Genomic DNA, 16,557 nt, shown 5'->3' on the forward strand with positions numbered 1-16,557 from the left:
CGGGTGCTGGGTTCGGGGTGCCGCTGCGGGCTTTGGGTGTGGAGCGTTCGGCGCTTCCGGTGATTCCTGCGGTTGAGAATGTGATTGCTTCGGGTGTCGCGCCTGTTGCGGTGCAGGGCAAAGCGCTTTCGGCGACTGTTTCGGGTGCTGGGTTCGGGGTGCCGCTGCGGGCTTTGGGTGTGGAGCGTTCGGCGCTTCCGGTGATTCCTGCGGTTGAGAATGTGATTGCTTCGGGTGCCGCGCCTGTTGCGGTGCAGGGTGCGGAACTTTCGGTGCCGTTGACTGTTCCATGCCCGGGGTTCGCGGTTCCGCTGCCGGCCCTGGGTATCGGGGAGTCGGCGCTCCCGCTGATCCCCGCGGTCGAGAGTCCGGTCGCTGTCTCGGGGGTCGCGCCTGTCGAGGTCCGCGGGAAGGAACTTTCGATTCCGATCGCGATTCCGGGTATGGAAATCTCCATACCTCTCGGGGTGCTTGGTATCGAGCGGTCGGCTCCGCGCGCGATACCCGATCCGGAACGGTCCGCGCCGCAGACGGCTCCGGAGGCAAAGTACGCACTGCCCTTCGTGATTCCGTGGGGCGAGCGTTCGCCTCCGATGCCCGCCGGTGTTCCCGAGCCCGCGGCCCCCGCGACGATTCCGGGAACCGGGATTACGGTGCCCGCGGACATGTTCCGCAATGAACTCGCATTCCTCGCCGGTGTTCTCGGTATCAAACCGCCTGCCGGGCCTGCCGCGCCCGCGGTGGCGCCACCGCGCACGCACGGCGCGATCGCCGTCGACGCGGCCCGCGGCAAGGTCGGCACCAGCTACAGCATGGGCGCGACGGGGCCGGATGCCTTCGACTGCTCGGGGCTGGTGCAGTGGTCGTACAAGCAGGCGGGCGTGAAGGTGCCGCGCACCAGCTACGACCAGCTGGCCTCGGGTACCCCGGTGGCCCAGGACGAGTTGGAGCCCGGTGACGTGGTGTCCTTCTACGGTGGCAGCCACTCGGCCCTCTATGCCGGTGACGGCAAAGTCATCCACGCCTCCACCTATGGGACCGGCGTGATCATGTCGCCGATGTCCTCGATGCCCTATGCGGGCGCCCGTCGGTACTGACCGACGTTACGGGCGAAGCCTGGAATACTCCGTCGCATTCAGGTCTTTGTCGGCCGGCGGGCACGAGTCGTACCGGCCGAACCAGCTGAGCTGTTCGAAGTGGAGTGGACCGGTCTGTCGGCGGCCGTGCGGAGGTGTCGCCGTCGGGCCGGTCCCGAGGCCCTGCATCATCGAAGGCCGCACTGTTCTACTATCTGCGTATGAATGCAGATAGTGAGCCGCTGCGGTTGCCGATTGCGGAGGACCAGGTCGGGCTGGTCGTCGAGGTCTTCCGCATGTTGGCCGACTCGACCAGGGTGCAGGTCCTGTGGGCGTTGGTCGACCGCGAGCTTTCGGTCAACGATCTGGCCGCTCATATCGGTAAGCCCGGTCCCTCGGTATCGCAGCATCTGGCCAAGCTGCGCATGGCCCGCCTGGTCCGGACCCGCCGCGCGGGAACCACCATCTTCTACAGCCTGGAGAACGAACACGTCCGCCAGTTGGTCGTGGACGCGGTGTACAACGCCGAACACGCGGGTCCGGGCATACCCGCGCATCACCGCGGCGAGAGTTCCGTCCGCGAACTGCCCGCGCGCGATCGGGCGGTGGCGGAATGAGTCACGAGCGCGATCCCGAACGCTGGCAGAACATTTCGGATGCCCGTGCCAATGAAGTCCGAAATGCCAAGGGACACAGCCATACTGCGAGCCACGGGCACAGTCATGGCACCGCCGACGGTCACTCGCACGGTCACGGACATGATCACGACCACGACCACGGGCACGCACACCACGACCACCCCGGTGGGCTGCGCGGTGCGCTGCGCGAGATCTTCGTGCCGCACAGTCACGACGCTGCCGACAGTGTCGACGATGCGTTGGAGTCCAGCGCCGTCGGCATCCGTGCGGTGAAGATCAGCCTGGCGGTGCTCGGGCTGACCGCGGTGCTCCAGGTTTTGATCGTGGTGGCGTCCGGTTCGGTCGCGCTGGCGGCGGACACCATTCACAACTTCTCCGATGCGCTGACCGCGGTGCCGCTGTGGATCGCATTCGCGCTCGGTCGACGGGCGGCGACGCGACGCTATACCTATGGGTTCGGGCGGGCCGAGGATTTGGCCGGGTTGTTCGTGGTCGGGATGATCACGCTGTCGGCGATCATCGCCGGATACGAGGCGGTGCGCCGGCTGATCGAACCGGTGCAGATCCAGCATCTGAGTTGGGTCGCGGCGGCGGGGCTCATCGGATTTCTCGGCAACGAGACGGTCGCGCTGTATCGGATCAGGGTCGGGCGGCGAATCGGCTCGGCGGCCCTGGTGGCCGACGGCTTGCACGCGCGGACGGACGGATTCACGTCATTGGCGGTGTTGATCGGTGCGGGCGGCGTCGCACTCGGCTTCCCGCTGGCCGACCCCATTGTCGGACTGTTGATCACTATCGCGATCCTGGCCGTACTGCGCACGGCCGCGCGGGATGTGTTCCGCCGTTTGATGGATGGCGTCGAGCCCGCCCTGGTGAGTACCGCCGAGCAAGCGCTGGTCGCCGAACCCGGTGTGCTCGGCGTGCGCAGCCTTCGCATGCGCTGGATCGGTCATCGCCTGCACGCGGATGTCGAATTGGATGTGGCTCCGACCATCACCCTGGCCGATGCCCACCGCCTGGCCCATGGTGCCGAGCACACCCTGACCCATGCCGTGCCCAAACTCGACACCGCTCTAGTGCATGCGTATCCCGCCCACGTCGTGAACAGCTTCGGAAACTGATGGCGCTTGCCATCTGATGGTATTCACTATCGGCCCGGCTGTGCGCCCCTACTCTTGGGTAGCATCCCCGGTGTGATGTGGCTCATGGTCGGCAGGCTGCCGTGGCCACCGAAGATGAAGGAGTACCGATGTTGAGCACCATGCAGGACGAGCCGTTGTCGTTGGCGACGTTGCTGCGCTACGCATCGACGTTCATGGGCGATTCCACCGTATCGACCTGGACCGGCAGCGGCGTGCGCACCATGACCTACCGCGAGCTCGGCACCGAATCGGCGCGCCTGGCAAATGCGTTGCGCGGCTTGGGAATTGGTGCAGGCGACCGGGTCGGCACCTTCATGTGGAACAACAACGAACATATGGTCGCCTACATCGCGGTACCCGCGATGGGTGCGGTGCTGCACGCGCTCAATATCCGGCTCTTCCCGGAGCAACTCGTCTTCGTGGCCAATCACGCCGAGGATCAGGTGGTGATCGTCGACGGCACGCTGGTGCCGATGTTCGCGCAATACCTGCCCAATCTGAAGACCGTCCGTCACGTCATCGTGGCCAACGGCGATGCCGCCGCATTGCAGGCTCCCGAGGGCGTACAGGTGCACTCCTACGCCGAACTGCTCGCCGCGCAGCCGGATACCTTCGACTACCCGGTGATCGACGAACGATCCGCCGCCGCAATGTGTTACACCTCCGGCACCACCGGTGACCCCAAGGGCGTGGTGTATTCGCACCGCTCCAACTGGCTGCACGCCATGCAGGTGTGCCAGCCGACCAGCATGGGCTTCTCCAACCGCGACCATGTGCTGGCCATCGTCCCGCTGTTCCATGCCAATGCCTGGGGTCTGCCCTATGCGGCGCTGATGTCGGGTGCGAATGTCCTCATGCCCGACCGTTTCCTGCAGCCCGGTCCGCTGCTGGAGATGATGGCGGTCGAAAAGCCGACCTTCGCCGCCGCGGTTCCGACCATCTGGGGCGGTGTACTCGCCGGGCTGGCCGCAAAACCGCAGGACATCTCGCATCTGCGCTCGGTGGTCGTCGGCGGTTCGGCGGTGCCGCCGTCGATGATGCGCGCCTTCGAGGAAAGGCACGGCGTTCGTATCCTGCACGCCTGGGGTATGACCGAGACCTCCCCGCTCGGCAGTGTCGCGCATCCGCCCGCCGGGGTGAGCGGTGAGGACGAATGGGAGTACCGCTTCACCCAGGGCCGTTTCCCCGCGAGTGTGCAGGCGCGCCTGGTCGGCGATGACGGCAGCGTGGTCCCCAATGACGGAGAAGCACTGGGCGAGTTGGAAGTTCGCGGTCCCTGGATCACCGGGTCGTACTATTCGCCGGACGGCGCGGTCGTCGATCCGGACAAGTTCGACAATGGCTGGCTGCGTACCGGCGATGTCGGCAAGATCAGCCCGGACGGCTATCTCACCCTGGTCGACCGCTCCAAGGATGTCATCAAGTCCGGTGGCGAATGGATCTCCTCGGTCGATCTGGAGAATGCGGTCATGGGCCATCCGGCCGTCGCCGAGGCCGCGGTTATCGGTGTGCCGGATGAGAAGTGGGATGAGCGCCCCCTTGTCGCTATCGTGCTCGCCGAGGGTGCCGAGACCAAACCGGCGGAACTGCGCGACTTCCTCGCCGACAAATTCGCCAAATGGCAACTACCGGAACGGTGGACCTTCATCGCGGAGGTCCCCAAGACCAGCGTCGGCAAATTCGACAAGAAGCGCCTGCGCGCTCAGTACGCCGACGGCGACCTCACGGTCACCACGCTGTCCTAGGACGGCAGGCCCCGCGTCACCACTTCAGCATCGGCAGTGGTGACGTGGGGTGCGTCCGGATTCGTTGGGCGGCCAGCTGGACCAACCGACGATGGAAGCCCTTGTCGGGATAGCGCTTCGCCAGTTCGCGGTAGGTCGAGCGAGGTATTCCGAAGCGGCCGAGCAGGCCGTATTCGACGTCGATCGCGTCGGCGCGGCGGAAGACCTCGATAGGGTCGGTCGGCGCGCCCGCCGAGCGAATCCGGTGGTGCTGGTCGATCATGGCGACGACCAGGTCTGCGAGGTCGGCGCGGTCGATCTGGTCGAGCCATTGCAGTGCGAGGTCGGCCGACGGAGCAAGGTAGTCGAACGTGCCCGCGGTCCAGATGCCGAGATCGTGGAAGGCCGCGGCGGTGCGGAACTCCTCGCGGGTGCTGGGCAGGGTGGCCGAGCCGCCGTCGAGCAGATCGCATAGCTCCAAGACCCGCAGCACATGGTTGGTGTACGCACTGCGATCCGAGCCGAGTTGTGGCAGCCAGGGATGCAGCCGCCGATCGATCTCGTCGCGAAGATCGTTGCCGCTCATGTCCGCTCACACTACGCGCGACTCCGGCGCGGCCGGAAAATCCGTGCCGCGCCGGATCTTGCGCTGCCGCTCAGCAGTTGCGGAGTTCGGGGCTCTGGTTCAACAGTTGGGCGCGAGTCCCGATAAAGGTGGTGTAGGTTTCGCCGCCTACCGCGGCGATGGGGAAGGCCGCCACGCGATGGCAGTTCTGGAAGGCGAGCTTCACCTTGAAATGGCGTTCCAGGCCGCCGCGGATGGCATCGGAGGCCATGGCGCGCAGCAGTTGTCCACGGGCCACCTCATCGGGCGGCGCGACGACATTGTCGGCGAATTCGGTTGTGCCGGAATGCAGCTCACCGGCCACCCGGCTGACGACCTCCCAGGCGTAGGGGAGGGAGACCCGCACGACCTCGACGAAGTCGGCGTCGTCGACCTCGCCGCGTTCGGCGCGTTCGAGTAGGGCGGTGGGAACATCGAGGGACATAGCGCTCTCCTGACGTGGATGGCTGTTGCGATGCCCCTCGATTCTAATCGGAAACTGTTGTCAACAAGACTGGATTCGTCCCGAAAGTGCTGTGGTCAGAGCGGTTTTCGCTTCGGCGGCCAAGGTGCGGACCAGTTCGCCTGCCGGTAGCTCGGGTGCCAGCGCATGGGTCTGGCCAGCCCACATGTTCACCTCGTCCGGATTGCCCGCCGCTCGTGCTGCGGCCCGCAATGGCGCTGTGGCGTAATGGATTTCCGGATATGCGACCGGTGCCGTCGCGGAATGTTCGTCCATGAACCGATTGCGCAGGCCGCGCGCCCGGCGGCCGGTGAAGGCGCGGGTCAGCATGGTCGGAGTGTCGGCGCCCAATGCGGCACGATGCACCGGATTGGTGCCCGCCTCCGGTGACCGCAGAAAGACGGTCCCGAGTTGCACCGCCGCCGCACCGGCCGCGAGTGCCGCCGCGATCCCGGCACCGGTCGTGATACCGCCGGTGGCCACGATCGGCCGGTCGACGGTCGCGGCGAGGATCTGCAGCAGTGCGAGCAGGCCGAGAGGATCGGTGGCGTCATCCGCGACGCGATCGATGAAAGTGGCACGATGTCCACCGGCCTCCGCGCCCTGGGCGATCAGCGCATCGGCACCCGCCTCGACGGCGATCCGCCCCTCCGCCGCCGAGGTGACCGTTACCCACACTTCCGAACCGACCGCGTGCAACCGCGCGACCTCGGCGGCGCTCGGGCAGCCGAAGGTGAAGGTGACCACCGCGACCGGCGCATCGACGAGCAGTTCCAGCTTGGCGTCCCATTCGTCGGTGTCGTACTTCGGCACACCGACCTCGTGGGCGCGCCCCAACTCGGTGAGGTAGTCGGCGAAACTCTCGGGGTCGGTGGCGGGCCCCGGGGTGAAGAGGTTGACGCCGAACGGCGCGGTGGTGAGTTCGCGGGTGGCCGCGAGTCGCGCCGCGGTATCGGTCGCGGTCAGATATCCGGCGGCGAGCAGGCCCAGCCCGCCCGCCGCGGAGACCGCCGCCGTCAATTCGGGTGTGGACGGCCCGCCCGCCATCGGCGCCAGCACGATCGGAACGCTCAACTCGTTCAGGATCACGATCCCAGTGTGGCGCATCGGTCACGACTCCGTGACGCCGACCCACCCGGCTGACCAGGCATTAAACAAGGAGTTCAGCGGAAAAGGTTGCGAAATGATCACGACCGGGTAGAGTTCCCGTCACAACGGACACCGAAACGTTACAAACTTCGGAACCCGTTGAGCCACTGTAGGTCGAGCGCTAGGACCAGCTTTGTCGCAGCATCGGGTAGGCCCCAGTTCCATAACCGTCATGAGCCTCATCGGCGACGGCGCTGCTGGTCGGCCGACGCGGCATCGCGCCGAGCCGTCGACCACCGACCGGGTGAAGGTCGCGGCCGGTGCCGCGGTTGCCGCCGGCGCCCTCATCGGCACCGCAGCTCAGGTCGCGCCAGCCATTGCCGCCCCGCTCCTGCCGGGTGCGCACGACGGGGACGAGGAAGCCGCCGCGCCCATGACCTTCAAGGGCACGGCGGAGTTACCTGTCGAAGAGGTCAAGGCCGCGGCACCGGTAGCCGAAGCCGCGCAGGCCGTCTCGGCCACCCCGGTGGCCGCGCCGATCGCGGACGCGGTCGCCAATCCGTTCGGCATCAGCAATCTGCCGCCGGAGATCGCGGGCCCGCTGGCCCAGGTCGAACAGATCCTCAAGGGTGCGCAGCAGCAGTTCGCTCCGGCACCCGCCGTGCGCCCGGTCGCCGGTGAGATCAGCTCCGGATTCGGTTCCCGCTGGGGCGAATTCCACTACGGCCTCGACTTCGCCGATCAGCTCGGCGCGCCGATCCACTCGGTGAGCAGCGGCACCGTCATCGAGGCTGGCCCGGCCTCCGGCTTCGGCCTGTGGGTGCGGGTCCAGCAGGACGACGGCACCGTTGCGGTCTACGGCCACGTCAACGAGATGTTCGTGCACGCGGGGCAGCACGTCAACGCGGGCGATGTCATCGCCACCGTCGGCAACCGCGGCAATTCGACCGGACCGCATCTGCACCTGGAGATCTGGGATCAGGCCGGCAATAAGGTCGACCCGATGCCGTATCTGGCGGCCAAGGGTGTGCCGCTGCAGTGGGGCCCGTCGGCGCACTGATTTTCTTGCCCGGCTTGATATTCCGACGATCACAAGCGGCCCGTGGGGACCGTGCGGTCGTTAGGCTCCTTTCCGTGAGGGAGCGCAGCGAGCGAACCATCGACACAGCCTGCCTCGCAGGTACGACGGAGTCGAGCGCCAGCGAGGCGCAGTCGTGACTGCGCTGGGCGATATCTTCGAGCCTGGATCACCGCATGGGCGCACTTACGCCGTGCTGGTGCATCATCCGCGATCCAGCCTGGCCGAGGTCGCCGGTTATCTGGGTGTCCCGACCGAGATCGCCGCCGCGTCGCTCGAGGTGTTGACCGATCTGCAGGCCGCGGTCAGCCAGTTGACCGCCGACGGCGAGGCCATCTGGGACGCGCACGCCCCCGAATCGCTGTCCGAGGCCGAGGCGCGGCGCAGGCAGCACGAGATCAACCAGATGCATGCCGCGGCCGCGCGATTGAGCGAGACGTTCCGCTCGGTGCGCCGCTCGCCGCGCACCAATGGCGCGATCGTGCCGGTTTTCGAACGCCTGGAGATGCTCGCGGATTTCGAGGAGGTGCAGACCTCGGCCCGCAACAGTGTCAAGGTGATCGAGCGCGGTCCGTATCTCAGCGATCCGGAACGCGAGCGACAGCTGTTTCTGCTCAAGCGCTCTCGGATCGGTGACGGCATCCGCTATCAGACGCTCTATCAGGACACCATTTACCAGGATGCGGAAAGGTTGCGGCACGCGCTGTCCACCAATGCCAGTGGGGCCCAGGCGCGCACCCTGCCCGAGCCGCCGTTCAAGCTGATCATCAGCGATGACGAGCGGGCGAGCCTGGTCCTGCACGCGGACGAGCGCCGCCCCGATCCGATGGGTTTGCGCATCACCGGATCGCCCGGATTGCGGTTGCTGGTCAAGACCTTCGATGTGCTGTGGTCGCTGGCGGCGCCGATTTCGGTGAATCCGGCCGCCGATGAACTAGACGAACGGGATAAGGCGATTCTGACCCTGATGGGCCTGGGTGCGACCGATGACACCATCGCTCGCCGACTCGGCATGTCCCGTCGAACCGTGGTCCGGCGCACGGCGCGGCTGCTGGAGCGGCTCGGCGCGAGCACCCGGTTCCAGGCGGGTGTGCAGGCGACCAGGCGCGGCTGGCTGTAGCTCGAGTAAGTAAACGGCTCGAGTGGACAACATAGGACGAATGCTGAACGATCAATGTCCCGGGAAGTTTGAGGGCTTGTGTCACAACGGATTCGGAGCTAGCGCCGTGCTCTCCGAGGTTCGCGGACAGTTAGCTCTCGCCAATACGATGACCCGATTGCGTTACGCAGGAGCGAATGCGGCGGCGGGATTCCGCGTGCGGTGATTCGACCTGTGATGTGTTTGATGTGAAAGGCTGTGGTTTCGGATGGATAGAGTACGTCAATCTGTTCGGACCAATCGGCGGCGCCGAGCGAGCGTCCCACTCTTCGGACAACTGCTCACCGCCGCCGTCGAATCCGCCGCCGATGCGGTCGCGGTTCGCTACAACCCGACCGGTGATCCGGCCGACCAGCGCGAGTTGACCTATCGCGAATTCGACGAGGCGTCCTCGCGGCTGGCCAGGGAATTGATTGCCCGCGGCATCGGACCCGGTGACATTGTCGCCACCGCGCTGGCCCGCTCGATCGAGTCCGTGCTCGCGGTGTGGGCGGTCGCGAAGACGGGTGCGGCCTATGTCCCGGTCGATCCGGCCTATCCCGCGGAGCGGATCGCGCATATGGTGTCGGACTCCGGCGCCGTGCTCGGCCTGACCACCGCGGCGCATCGCGCTGCGCTCGACACCTCGGTCGAATGGGTCGAGCTCGATGATCCCGTGGTTGCCGCGCGGATCGCCGCGCAGCCGGAGCGGCCGATCTCCTATGCCGATCGGGTGCGGCGGCTGGACGAGCGCCATCCGGCCTACGTCATCTACACCTCCGGTTCCACCGGACGGCCGAAGGGCGTCGCGGTAACGCACACCGGATTGGCCGGGTTGGCCGCGATCGGGCAGCAGTATGTTCTGACCGGTGACTCGCGGGTGACGCATCTGAGTTCGCCGAGCTTCGACTTCTCGCTGATGGAGTTGCTGTTCACGTTCTCGGCGGGTGCGACGCTGGTGATCGCGCCGCCGACGGTATTCGGCGGTGCCGAGCTCGCGGATCTGCTACGCCGGGAACGGATTACCCATCTGCTGATCACCCCGGGTGCGCTGGAATCGGTCGATCCGGCCCGGCTGGACGAACTGCGGGTCGTGGTGGCCGGTGGCGACAGACTCGGCGCCGAACTCGTGGAACGCTGGGCGCGGGACGGGCGCGCTGTCTTCAATGCCTATGGCCCGACCGAGGTCACCGTCCTGGTCACGACCGGTCGGATGGAGCCCGGCGCACCGGTCACCCTCGGCGGCACCGTCGCCGGCGTCGGGGCCTTTGTGCTCGATTCGCGGTTGCGGCCGGTGCCCTCGGGTGTCGTCGGCGAGTTGTATCTGGCCGGACCCGCGCTGGCGCAGGGCTATCTCGGACGTCCCGGGCTGACCGCGGAACGCTTCGTGGCCAGCCCGTTCGGTGCCGAAGCCGGTGCGCCGGGTGCGCGGCTGTATCGGACCGGAGATCTGGTGCGGCGCACCGAAAACGGTGTGCTGGAGTATTTGGGCCGGTCGGATTTCCAGGTCAAGATCCGCGGTCTGCGCATCGAGCTCGGGGAGATCGATAACGCGCTCACCGCGCATCAAGATGTGGACTTCGCGGCCACGCTCGGCAAGACATTGCCGTCGGGCACGACCGCGCTCGTCTCGTATGTGCTGCCACGCGCCGATGCCGTCGTCGATACCACCGAACTCGTGGCCACGCTCGAGCGAAAGCTGCCGAAGTACATGGTGCCCGCCGCGATCGTGGTGCTCGGCGAATTGCCGCTGACGCCGGTGGGCAAGCTGGATCGCGCCGCGCTGCCCGATCCGGTTTTCGAGGCACGTGAGTTCCGCGCGCCGTCCACGCGGGCCGAGCAGGTCGTCGCCGAGGTGTTCGCGACGCTCTTGCTTGCCGACGGTGTCGACGTCGGTGTCGATGACGATTTCTTCGCACTCGGCGGCAACTCGCTGCTGGCCGCACAGGCCGCGGCGCGCATCGGTACCGCGTTGGGTACCCGGGTGCCGGTGCAGTTGGTCTTCGAGGCGCCCGGAGTCGCCGAACTCGCGCAGCGGGTGACGGCGCAGATCGGTGCCGCGACCGCGCAGGCATTGCGCGCTCAGCCGCGCCCGGATCGGATTCCGCTCTCCTACGCCCAGCAGCGCATGTGGTTCCTGAACCGCTTCGATCCGAGCAGCGGTGTCAACAACATTCCGCTGGCGGTGCGGTTGTCCGGTGCGCTCGACCTCGAGGCATTGCGGGCGGCGGCGCATGATCTGGTGGCGCGGCACGAGGTGCTGCGGACGGTGTATCCGGAGATCGATGGCGAGGGCATCCAGGTCGTCTTGCCGATCGATGATGTCCGCGCGGTGCCGAAGCTCGAGATCGTCGCCGCGAGTGCGGCCGAATTGCCCGAGCTGGTCATCGCCGCGGCCGTCGCCGGTTTCGACGTCGCGGTCGCGCCGCCGATCCGGCTGCGATTGGTGCGACTGGGTGCGGGCGAGCAGGTGCTGGTGTGCGTGGTGCACCACATCGCGGCCGACGGTTTCTCGATGGGGCCGCTGGCGCGCGATCTGATGTCCGCCTATTCGAGTCGGTCGGGTGCTGCGGAGCCACAGTGGCAGCCGCTGGAGGTGCAGTACGCCGACTACGCGATCTGGCAGCGCGCGGTGCTCGGCGCGGAGGACGACGCGGAATCGCTGCTGGCACGGCAGATCGCCTTCTGGCGCGCCGAATTGGCCGGACTGCCCGCGCAATTGGCCCTGCCCACCGATCGGCCGCGTCCGGCGGTGCTGTCCAGTCGCGGTGCGGTATTCGCCTTCGAGATCGATGCCGAGGTGCATACCGCGCTGGAACGCATTGCCCGCGAACATCATTCGACGCTGTTCATGGTGGTACACGCCGCGCTCGCGGTGCTGCTGTCCCGACTGGCGGGAACCGCCGATATCGCCGTCGGCACCCCTGTTGCCGGTCGTGGGGAGGCCGCACTCGACAATGTGATCGGAATGTTCGTCAATACGCTGGTGCTGCGCGGCGAGGTCGACCCCGAACTATCGTTCGACGACCTGCTGCGCAACCTCCGCCGGGCCGATGTGGCGGCCTTCGGACATGCGGACGTGCCGTTCGAGCGACTGGTCGAACTGCTCGATCCGGTGCGTTCGATGGCGCGGCATCCGCTGTTCCAGGTGATGCTGACCTTCCAGAACATGGACCGGCCCGAGCTGGAGCTGCCCGGCCTCACCATATCCGGCATCGATCTGGGAGTGGTGCAGGCGAAGTTCGATCTCGAGTTGACGGTGGTACCGCGCGCGGACCATGGCGCGGCGAACGGCCTCGCGGCCTCGTTCACCTATGCCACCGACCTTTTCGACGAGGCGACGGTGGCCGGATTCGCGGCGCGCCTGAATCGGGTGCTCGCGGCGATCGCCGTGGATCCGTACCGGGTGGTCGGCGAGCTCGAGCTGCTCGCGCCCGCGGAACGGCAGCGGATGCTGCGGGACTGGAACGACACCGCGCATCCGGTTGCCCCGGAACTGCTCCTCGACGGATATCGCCGTGCCGTGGCGGCACATCCGGATGCGGTCGCGGTGGCCTACGCGGGGACCGCATTTACCTATCGCGAGTTCGACGAGCGGGTCAACCGGCTCGCGCGGCTGTTGATCCAGCGCGGCGTCGGTGCGGAAACCCTGGTGGGACTGGCGGTTCGGCGTTCGATCGACCTGGTCGTCGGCATGTATGCGATCGTGACGGCCGGTGGTGCGTATGTGCCGCTGGATCCGGATCATCCGGCGGAGCGCATCGCGCACGTCCTCGATACCGCCGCACCCGTCTGCGTGCTGACCACGACCGCCGATGCTGTTGCGGTATCGGACGATATCCCGGTTGTATTCCTGGATACCGTTGAACTGACAGCATTCTCGGCGGATCCGGTGTCGCCGAACGAACTGCTGCGGCCGGTTGCACGGGACAATCCCGCCTACGTCATCTTCACCTCGGGCTCCACCGGCCGCCCGAAAGGTGTCGCGGTCACCCACGCGGCCATCGATAACCAGATCGAGTGGATGCTCGCGCACTACCAGCTCGGTCCCGATGATGTGTATCTCCAGAAGACCGCCACCACATTCGATGTATCCCTGTGGGGATACTTCATGCCATTGCGCGCGGGCGCGAAGCTGGTGGTCGCCACCCCCGATGGTCATCGTGATCCGGCCTATCTCGCGGAAACTATTGCCGCGCAGCGGGTCACGGTCACCGACTTCGTGCCGTCCATGCTGACGGTATTCGCCGCCCACCTGGCTCCCGGGTCCTGCCCGACACTGCGCGATGTCTTCGTGATCGGCGAGGCGCTGCCGCCGGAGACGGTGACCGCGCTGCGTGCGGTATCGGATGCCGCCGTGCACAACCTGTACGGGCCGACCGAGGCGGCGGTGTCGATTACCGCATGGCGGGCGGACGCGATCGAGCGGACCACCGTGCCGATCGGGCTGCCGCAGTGGAATTCGCAGGTGTACGTGCTGGATTCGCGGTTGCGGCCGGTGCCCGCCGGTGTGGTCGGGGAACTGTATCTGGCCGGGGCGCAGCTGGCGCGCGGATACATCTCGCGGCCGGATCTCACGGCGGATCGCTTCGTCGCCGACCCGTTCACCGCCGGGGCACGGATGTATCGCACCGGTGATCTCGTGGTGTGGCGCGAAGACCCGCGGCGGTTGGAGTACGTGGGCCGCGGCGACTTCCAGGTGAAGTTCCGTGGCCAGCGCATCGAACTCGGCGAGATCGAGACCGCACTGCTCGCCCAGCCCGGGGTGAGCCAGGCGGCGGCGCTGGTGGCGCAGTCGGCGACCGGTGATCAGCTGGTCGGATATGTGGTGCCGCGGCCGGGACAACAGGTCGAAGCGCAGGAATTGCGGACCGCGGTGGCCGAAGTGCTTCCGGCGTATATGATTCCGGCCGCCATGGTGGTGCTGGACGCCTTTCCGCTGAATACCAGCGGGAAACTGGATCGCAAGGCACTGCCCGCGCCGACCTTCGCCGCACGCGAATTCCGCGCTCCGACTACCGCGACGCAGGAGATCGTCGCCGCCGTCTTCGCCGAAGTGCTGGGCATGGAGCGGGTCGGCATCGATGACGACTATTTCGCACTCGGCGGCAATTCACTGCTGGCCACCCGGGTAGTCGCGCGCATCAACGACGCGCTCGATACTGCATTTGCCCACCCCGCCGGCTGCCATCCCCCCAGTGTCGCGGTGCGCGATCTGTTCGAGACCCCGACCGTCGCCGCACTCGCGGCCGGAATCATCCCGGGGGCGGGCCGGGCGGCCGCCGCGCGGGTACCGCTGACCCGCGCGGAGCGCCCCGAGCTGGTGCCGCTTTCCCTTGCCCAGCAACGGATGTGGGTGCTCAACCGCATCGATCCGCAATCCCCGGCATACAACCTGCCGTTCGCGATTCGGCTGACCGGTGCGCTCGATGTCGAGGCGCTGCGCGGGGCCGTCGAGGATGTGCTGGTGCGGCACGAGGCGCTGCGCACCCGGTTCCCGACGGCAGGTACCGGCGGGCAGGCGTACCAGGAGATTCTGCCTGCCGCCCAGGTGCTGCCCGCCGGACTCGAGGTCGAGACCACCACCGATGTGCTCGGCCGGGTCGTCGAGCTGGTATCGGCCGGATTCGAGGTGACCGAACAGGTTCCGGTGCGGGGTCGACTATTGGCCGATGCCGCCGGCGACGGGTATGTACTTGTTGTTGTGGTGCACCATATTTCGGCCGACGGCGCCTCGCTCGCCCCATTGGCCCGGGATCTGGTGACCGCATATCTCGCCCGTGTCGCCGGTGTGGCCCCCGGCTGGTCGCCGCTGCCGGTGCAGTACGCGGATTTCGCCATCTGGCAGCGTGCGGTCATCGGCACCGATGACGATGAGAACTCCGTGGCCGCACAGCAATTGGCGTACTGGCGCGAGCAACTCGCCGGACTGTCGAACGCACCGGTGCTGCCGCTGGATCGGCAACGTCCGGTCACGCCATCGGGCCGCGGCGCATCGGTCGGCTCGACCGTGCCCGCCGAGGTACACGAGGGTCTGCTCCGGATCGCGCGCGAGCATCGATCCTCACTGTTCATGGTGGTGCACGCGGCGCTAGCCGTGCTGCTCGCCCGGCTGTCCGGCGGTTCGGATATCGCCATCGGCACGCCGATCGCCGGGCGTGGTCAGCGGGCGCTGGACGAGCTGGTCGGCATGTTCGTCAATACGCTGACACTGCGCGCCTCGGTCGAGCGTGGCATGTCATTCGACGAGCTGGTCGAGCAGACGCGTGCGACGGATCTGGCGGCCTTCGCGCATGCGGATCTGCCGTACGAGCGGGTGGTCGAGGTGGTCGCCCCGGGGCGACCGTTGTTCCAGGTAATGCTTGTTTTCCAAAATCTCGAGCAGCCGAGTCTGGAACTGCCGGGACTGACGGTCGCGGCATTGGACGCGGGCGATACCGTCGCGAAGTTCGATCTGCAGGTGGTCGTCGAACCACAACTGCGCGCGGACGGGAAGCCGGACGGGCTCGTCACGGTATTCACGTACGCCACGGACCTCTTCGAGGAATCGACGGTACGCGGGCTCGGACGGATGCTGGAGCGCATTCTGACCGCGGTGGTCGCCGATCCGGGCGTGCGCATCGGCGGTATCGATATTGTCGACGAGCAGAATCCGGTTCCCACCGTGACCGACGCCACGGCGGCTGCCACGGACGGCACCGAGCTGACCCACCTGCTGACCGCCGCGGTGGAGGACGATCCGGACGCACCCGCGCTGGTGTGGGGCGAGGAGGATACGCCCTACCGGGAACTCGATGTCAGATCCTCGCGGCTGGCGCGGCTGTTGATCGGACGCGGTTGCGGGCCGGGGACCGGTGTGGCGGTCCGGCTGGATCGTGGTGTCGACTGGGCGGTGGCCGCGTGGGCGGTGCTCAAAGCGGGCGCGGCGCTGGTACTGCTGCCCGCGGACGAGGTTTCGGTACCGGATGAGCCGACGGTGCGGATCGGGTTGACCACCGGTGCGAGTCCGCTCGGTGACGGCATCGAATGGCTGCGGCTCGACGATGCGGCGATCAGCGCCGAAATCGCCGCGCAGTCACCGCGACCGGTCAACCACGCGAATCGGACCGGGGTGCTCGGCGGGTCCGATCCGGCCCTGGTCGTTGCCGCGACCGGGGTGCGGATGAGCTACGACGAATTGGCCACCGCGGCGGATCGGCTGCGTGTGCGCACCGGACTGACCTTCGAATCGCGCACCTTCCGGCACGGCCGGTCGGATTCGGCGGCGGCATTGCTCGAGGTGGTGAGCGCTGGTGCGACCGGCGCCAGCCTGATCGTGGTGCCGTCTGCCGAGACCGACCTGGGTGCTTCGTTGGCCGAGGAGTGGGTGACGCATCTGATCGTCGATCGGGCCGCGCTGGCCGCGATCGATACGGCCCGGTTGCCGGAGCTGCGGGCGGTGGTGCTCGAGCAAGGCCCAGCCACCGAGGTCGCGGACGCCGAGGTCGTGGTGGCCGAATCGGCCGAGATCGTGTCGTTGGACGAGCTGCTGCCGGTGGTGTCGAGCTGAGTAGCTGACGGTGCACAGGGGGGTGAGTGAGATCTGATGTAACGACAAACGCTAGG

The 16,557-nt window shown here is 67.2% G+C and carries 10 protein-coding genes; 7 read left to right on the forward strand and 3 right to left on the reverse strand.

Annotated elements, in window-relative coordinates; all coding sequences use genetic code 11:
* Positions 1–593 precede the first annotated feature (593 nt).
* The 4 genes from AB0L58_RS35875 to AB0L58_RS35890 all read left to right on the forward strand — a co-directional run bounded on the left by AB0L58_RS35875 (position 594) and on the right by AB0L58_RS35890 (position 4,601).
* A complete protein-coding gene (locus AB0L58_RS35875; protein ID WP_364394387.1) occupies positions 594–1,097 on the forward strand; it encodes a C40 family peptidase in 504 nt (167 codons plus the stop codon).
* Between the two features lie 200 nt (positions 1,098–1,297).
* Positions 1,298–1,693, forward strand: a complete 396-nt coding sequence (locus tag AB0L58_RS35880) for a metalloregulator ArsR/SmtB family transcription factor (RefSeq protein ID WP_364394332.1) — start codon at positions 1,298–1,300, stop codon at positions 1,691–1,693.
* Entirely contained in the window at positions 1,690–2,835 is a 1,146-nt protein-coding gene (locus AB0L58_RS35885) for a cation diffusion facilitator family transporter (RefSeq protein WP_364394335.1), read from the forward strand. Before AB0L58_RS35880 ends, AB0L58_RS35885 begins: the two co-directional genes overlap by 4 nt.
* 128 nt (positions 2,836–2,963) lie before the next feature.
* A complete protein-coding gene (locus tag AB0L58_RS35890) occupies positions 2,964–4,601 on the forward strand; it encodes a long-chain fatty acid--CoA ligase (RefSeq protein WP_364394337.1) in 1,638 nt (545 codons plus the stop codon).
* A 16-nt stretch (positions 4,602–4,617) separates the two neighbouring features.
* On the opposite strand, the gene AB0L58_RS35895 is transcribed toward AB0L58_RS35890, so the two are convergent.
* The 3 genes from AB0L58_RS35895 to AB0L58_RS35905 all read right to left on the reverse strand — a co-directional run bounded on the left by AB0L58_RS35895 (position 4,618) and on the right by AB0L58_RS35905 (position 6,736).
* Complete coding sequence (locus AB0L58_RS35895; protein ID WP_364394339.1) at positions 4,618–5,166, reverse strand: hypothetical protein; 549 nt, start codon at positions 5,164–5,166, stop codon at positions 4,618–4,620.
* A gap of 70 nt (positions 5,167–5,236) precedes the next feature.
* Positions 5,237–5,629 (reverse strand): SCO5389 family protein, encoded by a 393-nt coding sequence (locus AB0L58_RS35900; protein WP_364394341.1) that lies wholly within the window; start codon positions 5,627–5,629, stop codon positions 5,237–5,239.
* Between the two features lie 60 nt (positions 5,630–5,689).
* Positions 5,690–6,736 (reverse strand): nitronate monooxygenase, encoded by a 1,047-nt coding sequence (locus AB0L58_RS35905; RefSeq protein WP_364394343.1) that lies wholly within the window; start codon positions 6,734–6,736, stop codon positions 5,690–5,692.
* A 232-nt stretch (positions 6,737–6,968) separates the two neighbouring features.
* Between AB0L58_RS35905 and AB0L58_RS35910 the strand changes: the two genes are divergently transcribed.
* From AB0L58_RS35910 to AB0L58_RS35920, 3 genes are all read left to right on the forward strand, one after another.
* A complete protein-coding gene (locus AB0L58_RS35910) occupies positions 6,969–7,796 on the forward strand; it encodes a M23 family metallopeptidase (RefSeq protein WP_364394345.1) in 828 nt (275 codons plus the stop codon).
* Positions 7,797–7,950: 154 nt separating this feature from the next.
* Complete coding sequence (locus AB0L58_RS35915; protein WP_364394347.1) at positions 7,951–8,934, forward strand: LuxR C-terminal-related transcriptional regulator; 984 nt, start codon at positions 7,951–7,953, stop codon at positions 8,932–8,934.
* Between the two features lie 247 nt (positions 8,935–9,181).
* Positions 9,182–16,501 (forward strand): amino acid adenylation domain-containing protein, encoded by a 7,320-nt coding sequence (locus tag AB0L58_RS35920; RefSeq protein WP_364394349.1) that lies wholly within the window; start codon positions 9,182–9,184, stop codon positions 16,499–16,501.
* Positions 16,502–16,557: the final 56 nt, after the last annotated feature.

Source organism: Nocardia sp. NPDC052112 (genome assembly GCF_040680135.1).
Classification (GTDB): domain Bacteria; phylum Actinomycetota; class Actinomycetes; order Mycobacteriales; family Mycobacteriaceae; genus Nocardia.

Bases quoted from the DNA above. Each gene is read 5' to 3' on its own strand.
- AB0L58_RS35875 (WP_364394387.1), top strand. From the start codon at position 594: ATGCCCGCCGGTGTTCCCGAGCCCGCGGCCCCCGCGACGATTCCGGGA.
- AB0L58_RS35880 (WP_364394332.1), top strand. From the start codon at position 1,298: ATGAATGCAGATAGTGAGCCGCTGCGGTTGCCGATTGCGGAGGACCAG.
- AB0L58_RS35885 (WP_364394335.1), top strand. From the start codon at position 1,690: ATGAGTCACGAGCGCGATCCCGAACGCTGGCAGAACATTTCGGATGCC.
- AB0L58_RS35890 (WP_364394337.1), top strand. From the start codon at position 2,964: ATGTTGAGCACCATGCAGGACGAGCCGTTGTCGTTGGCGACGTTGCTG.
- AB0L58_RS35895 (WP_364394339.1), bottom strand. From the start codon at position 5,166: ATGAGCGGCAACGATCTTCGCGACGAGATCGATCGGCGGCTGCATCCC.
- AB0L58_RS35900 (WP_364394341.1), bottom strand. From the start codon at position 5,629: ATGTCCCTCGATGTTCCCACCGCCCTACTCGAACGCGCCGAACGCGGC.
- AB0L58_RS35910 (WP_364394345.1), top strand. From the start codon at position 6,969: ATGAGCCTCATCGGCGACGGCGCTGCTGGTCGGCCGACGCGGCATCGC.
- AB0L58_RS35920 (WP_364394349.1), top strand. From the start codon at position 9,182: ATGGATAGAGTACGTCAATCTGTTCGGACCAATCGGCGGCGCCGAGCG.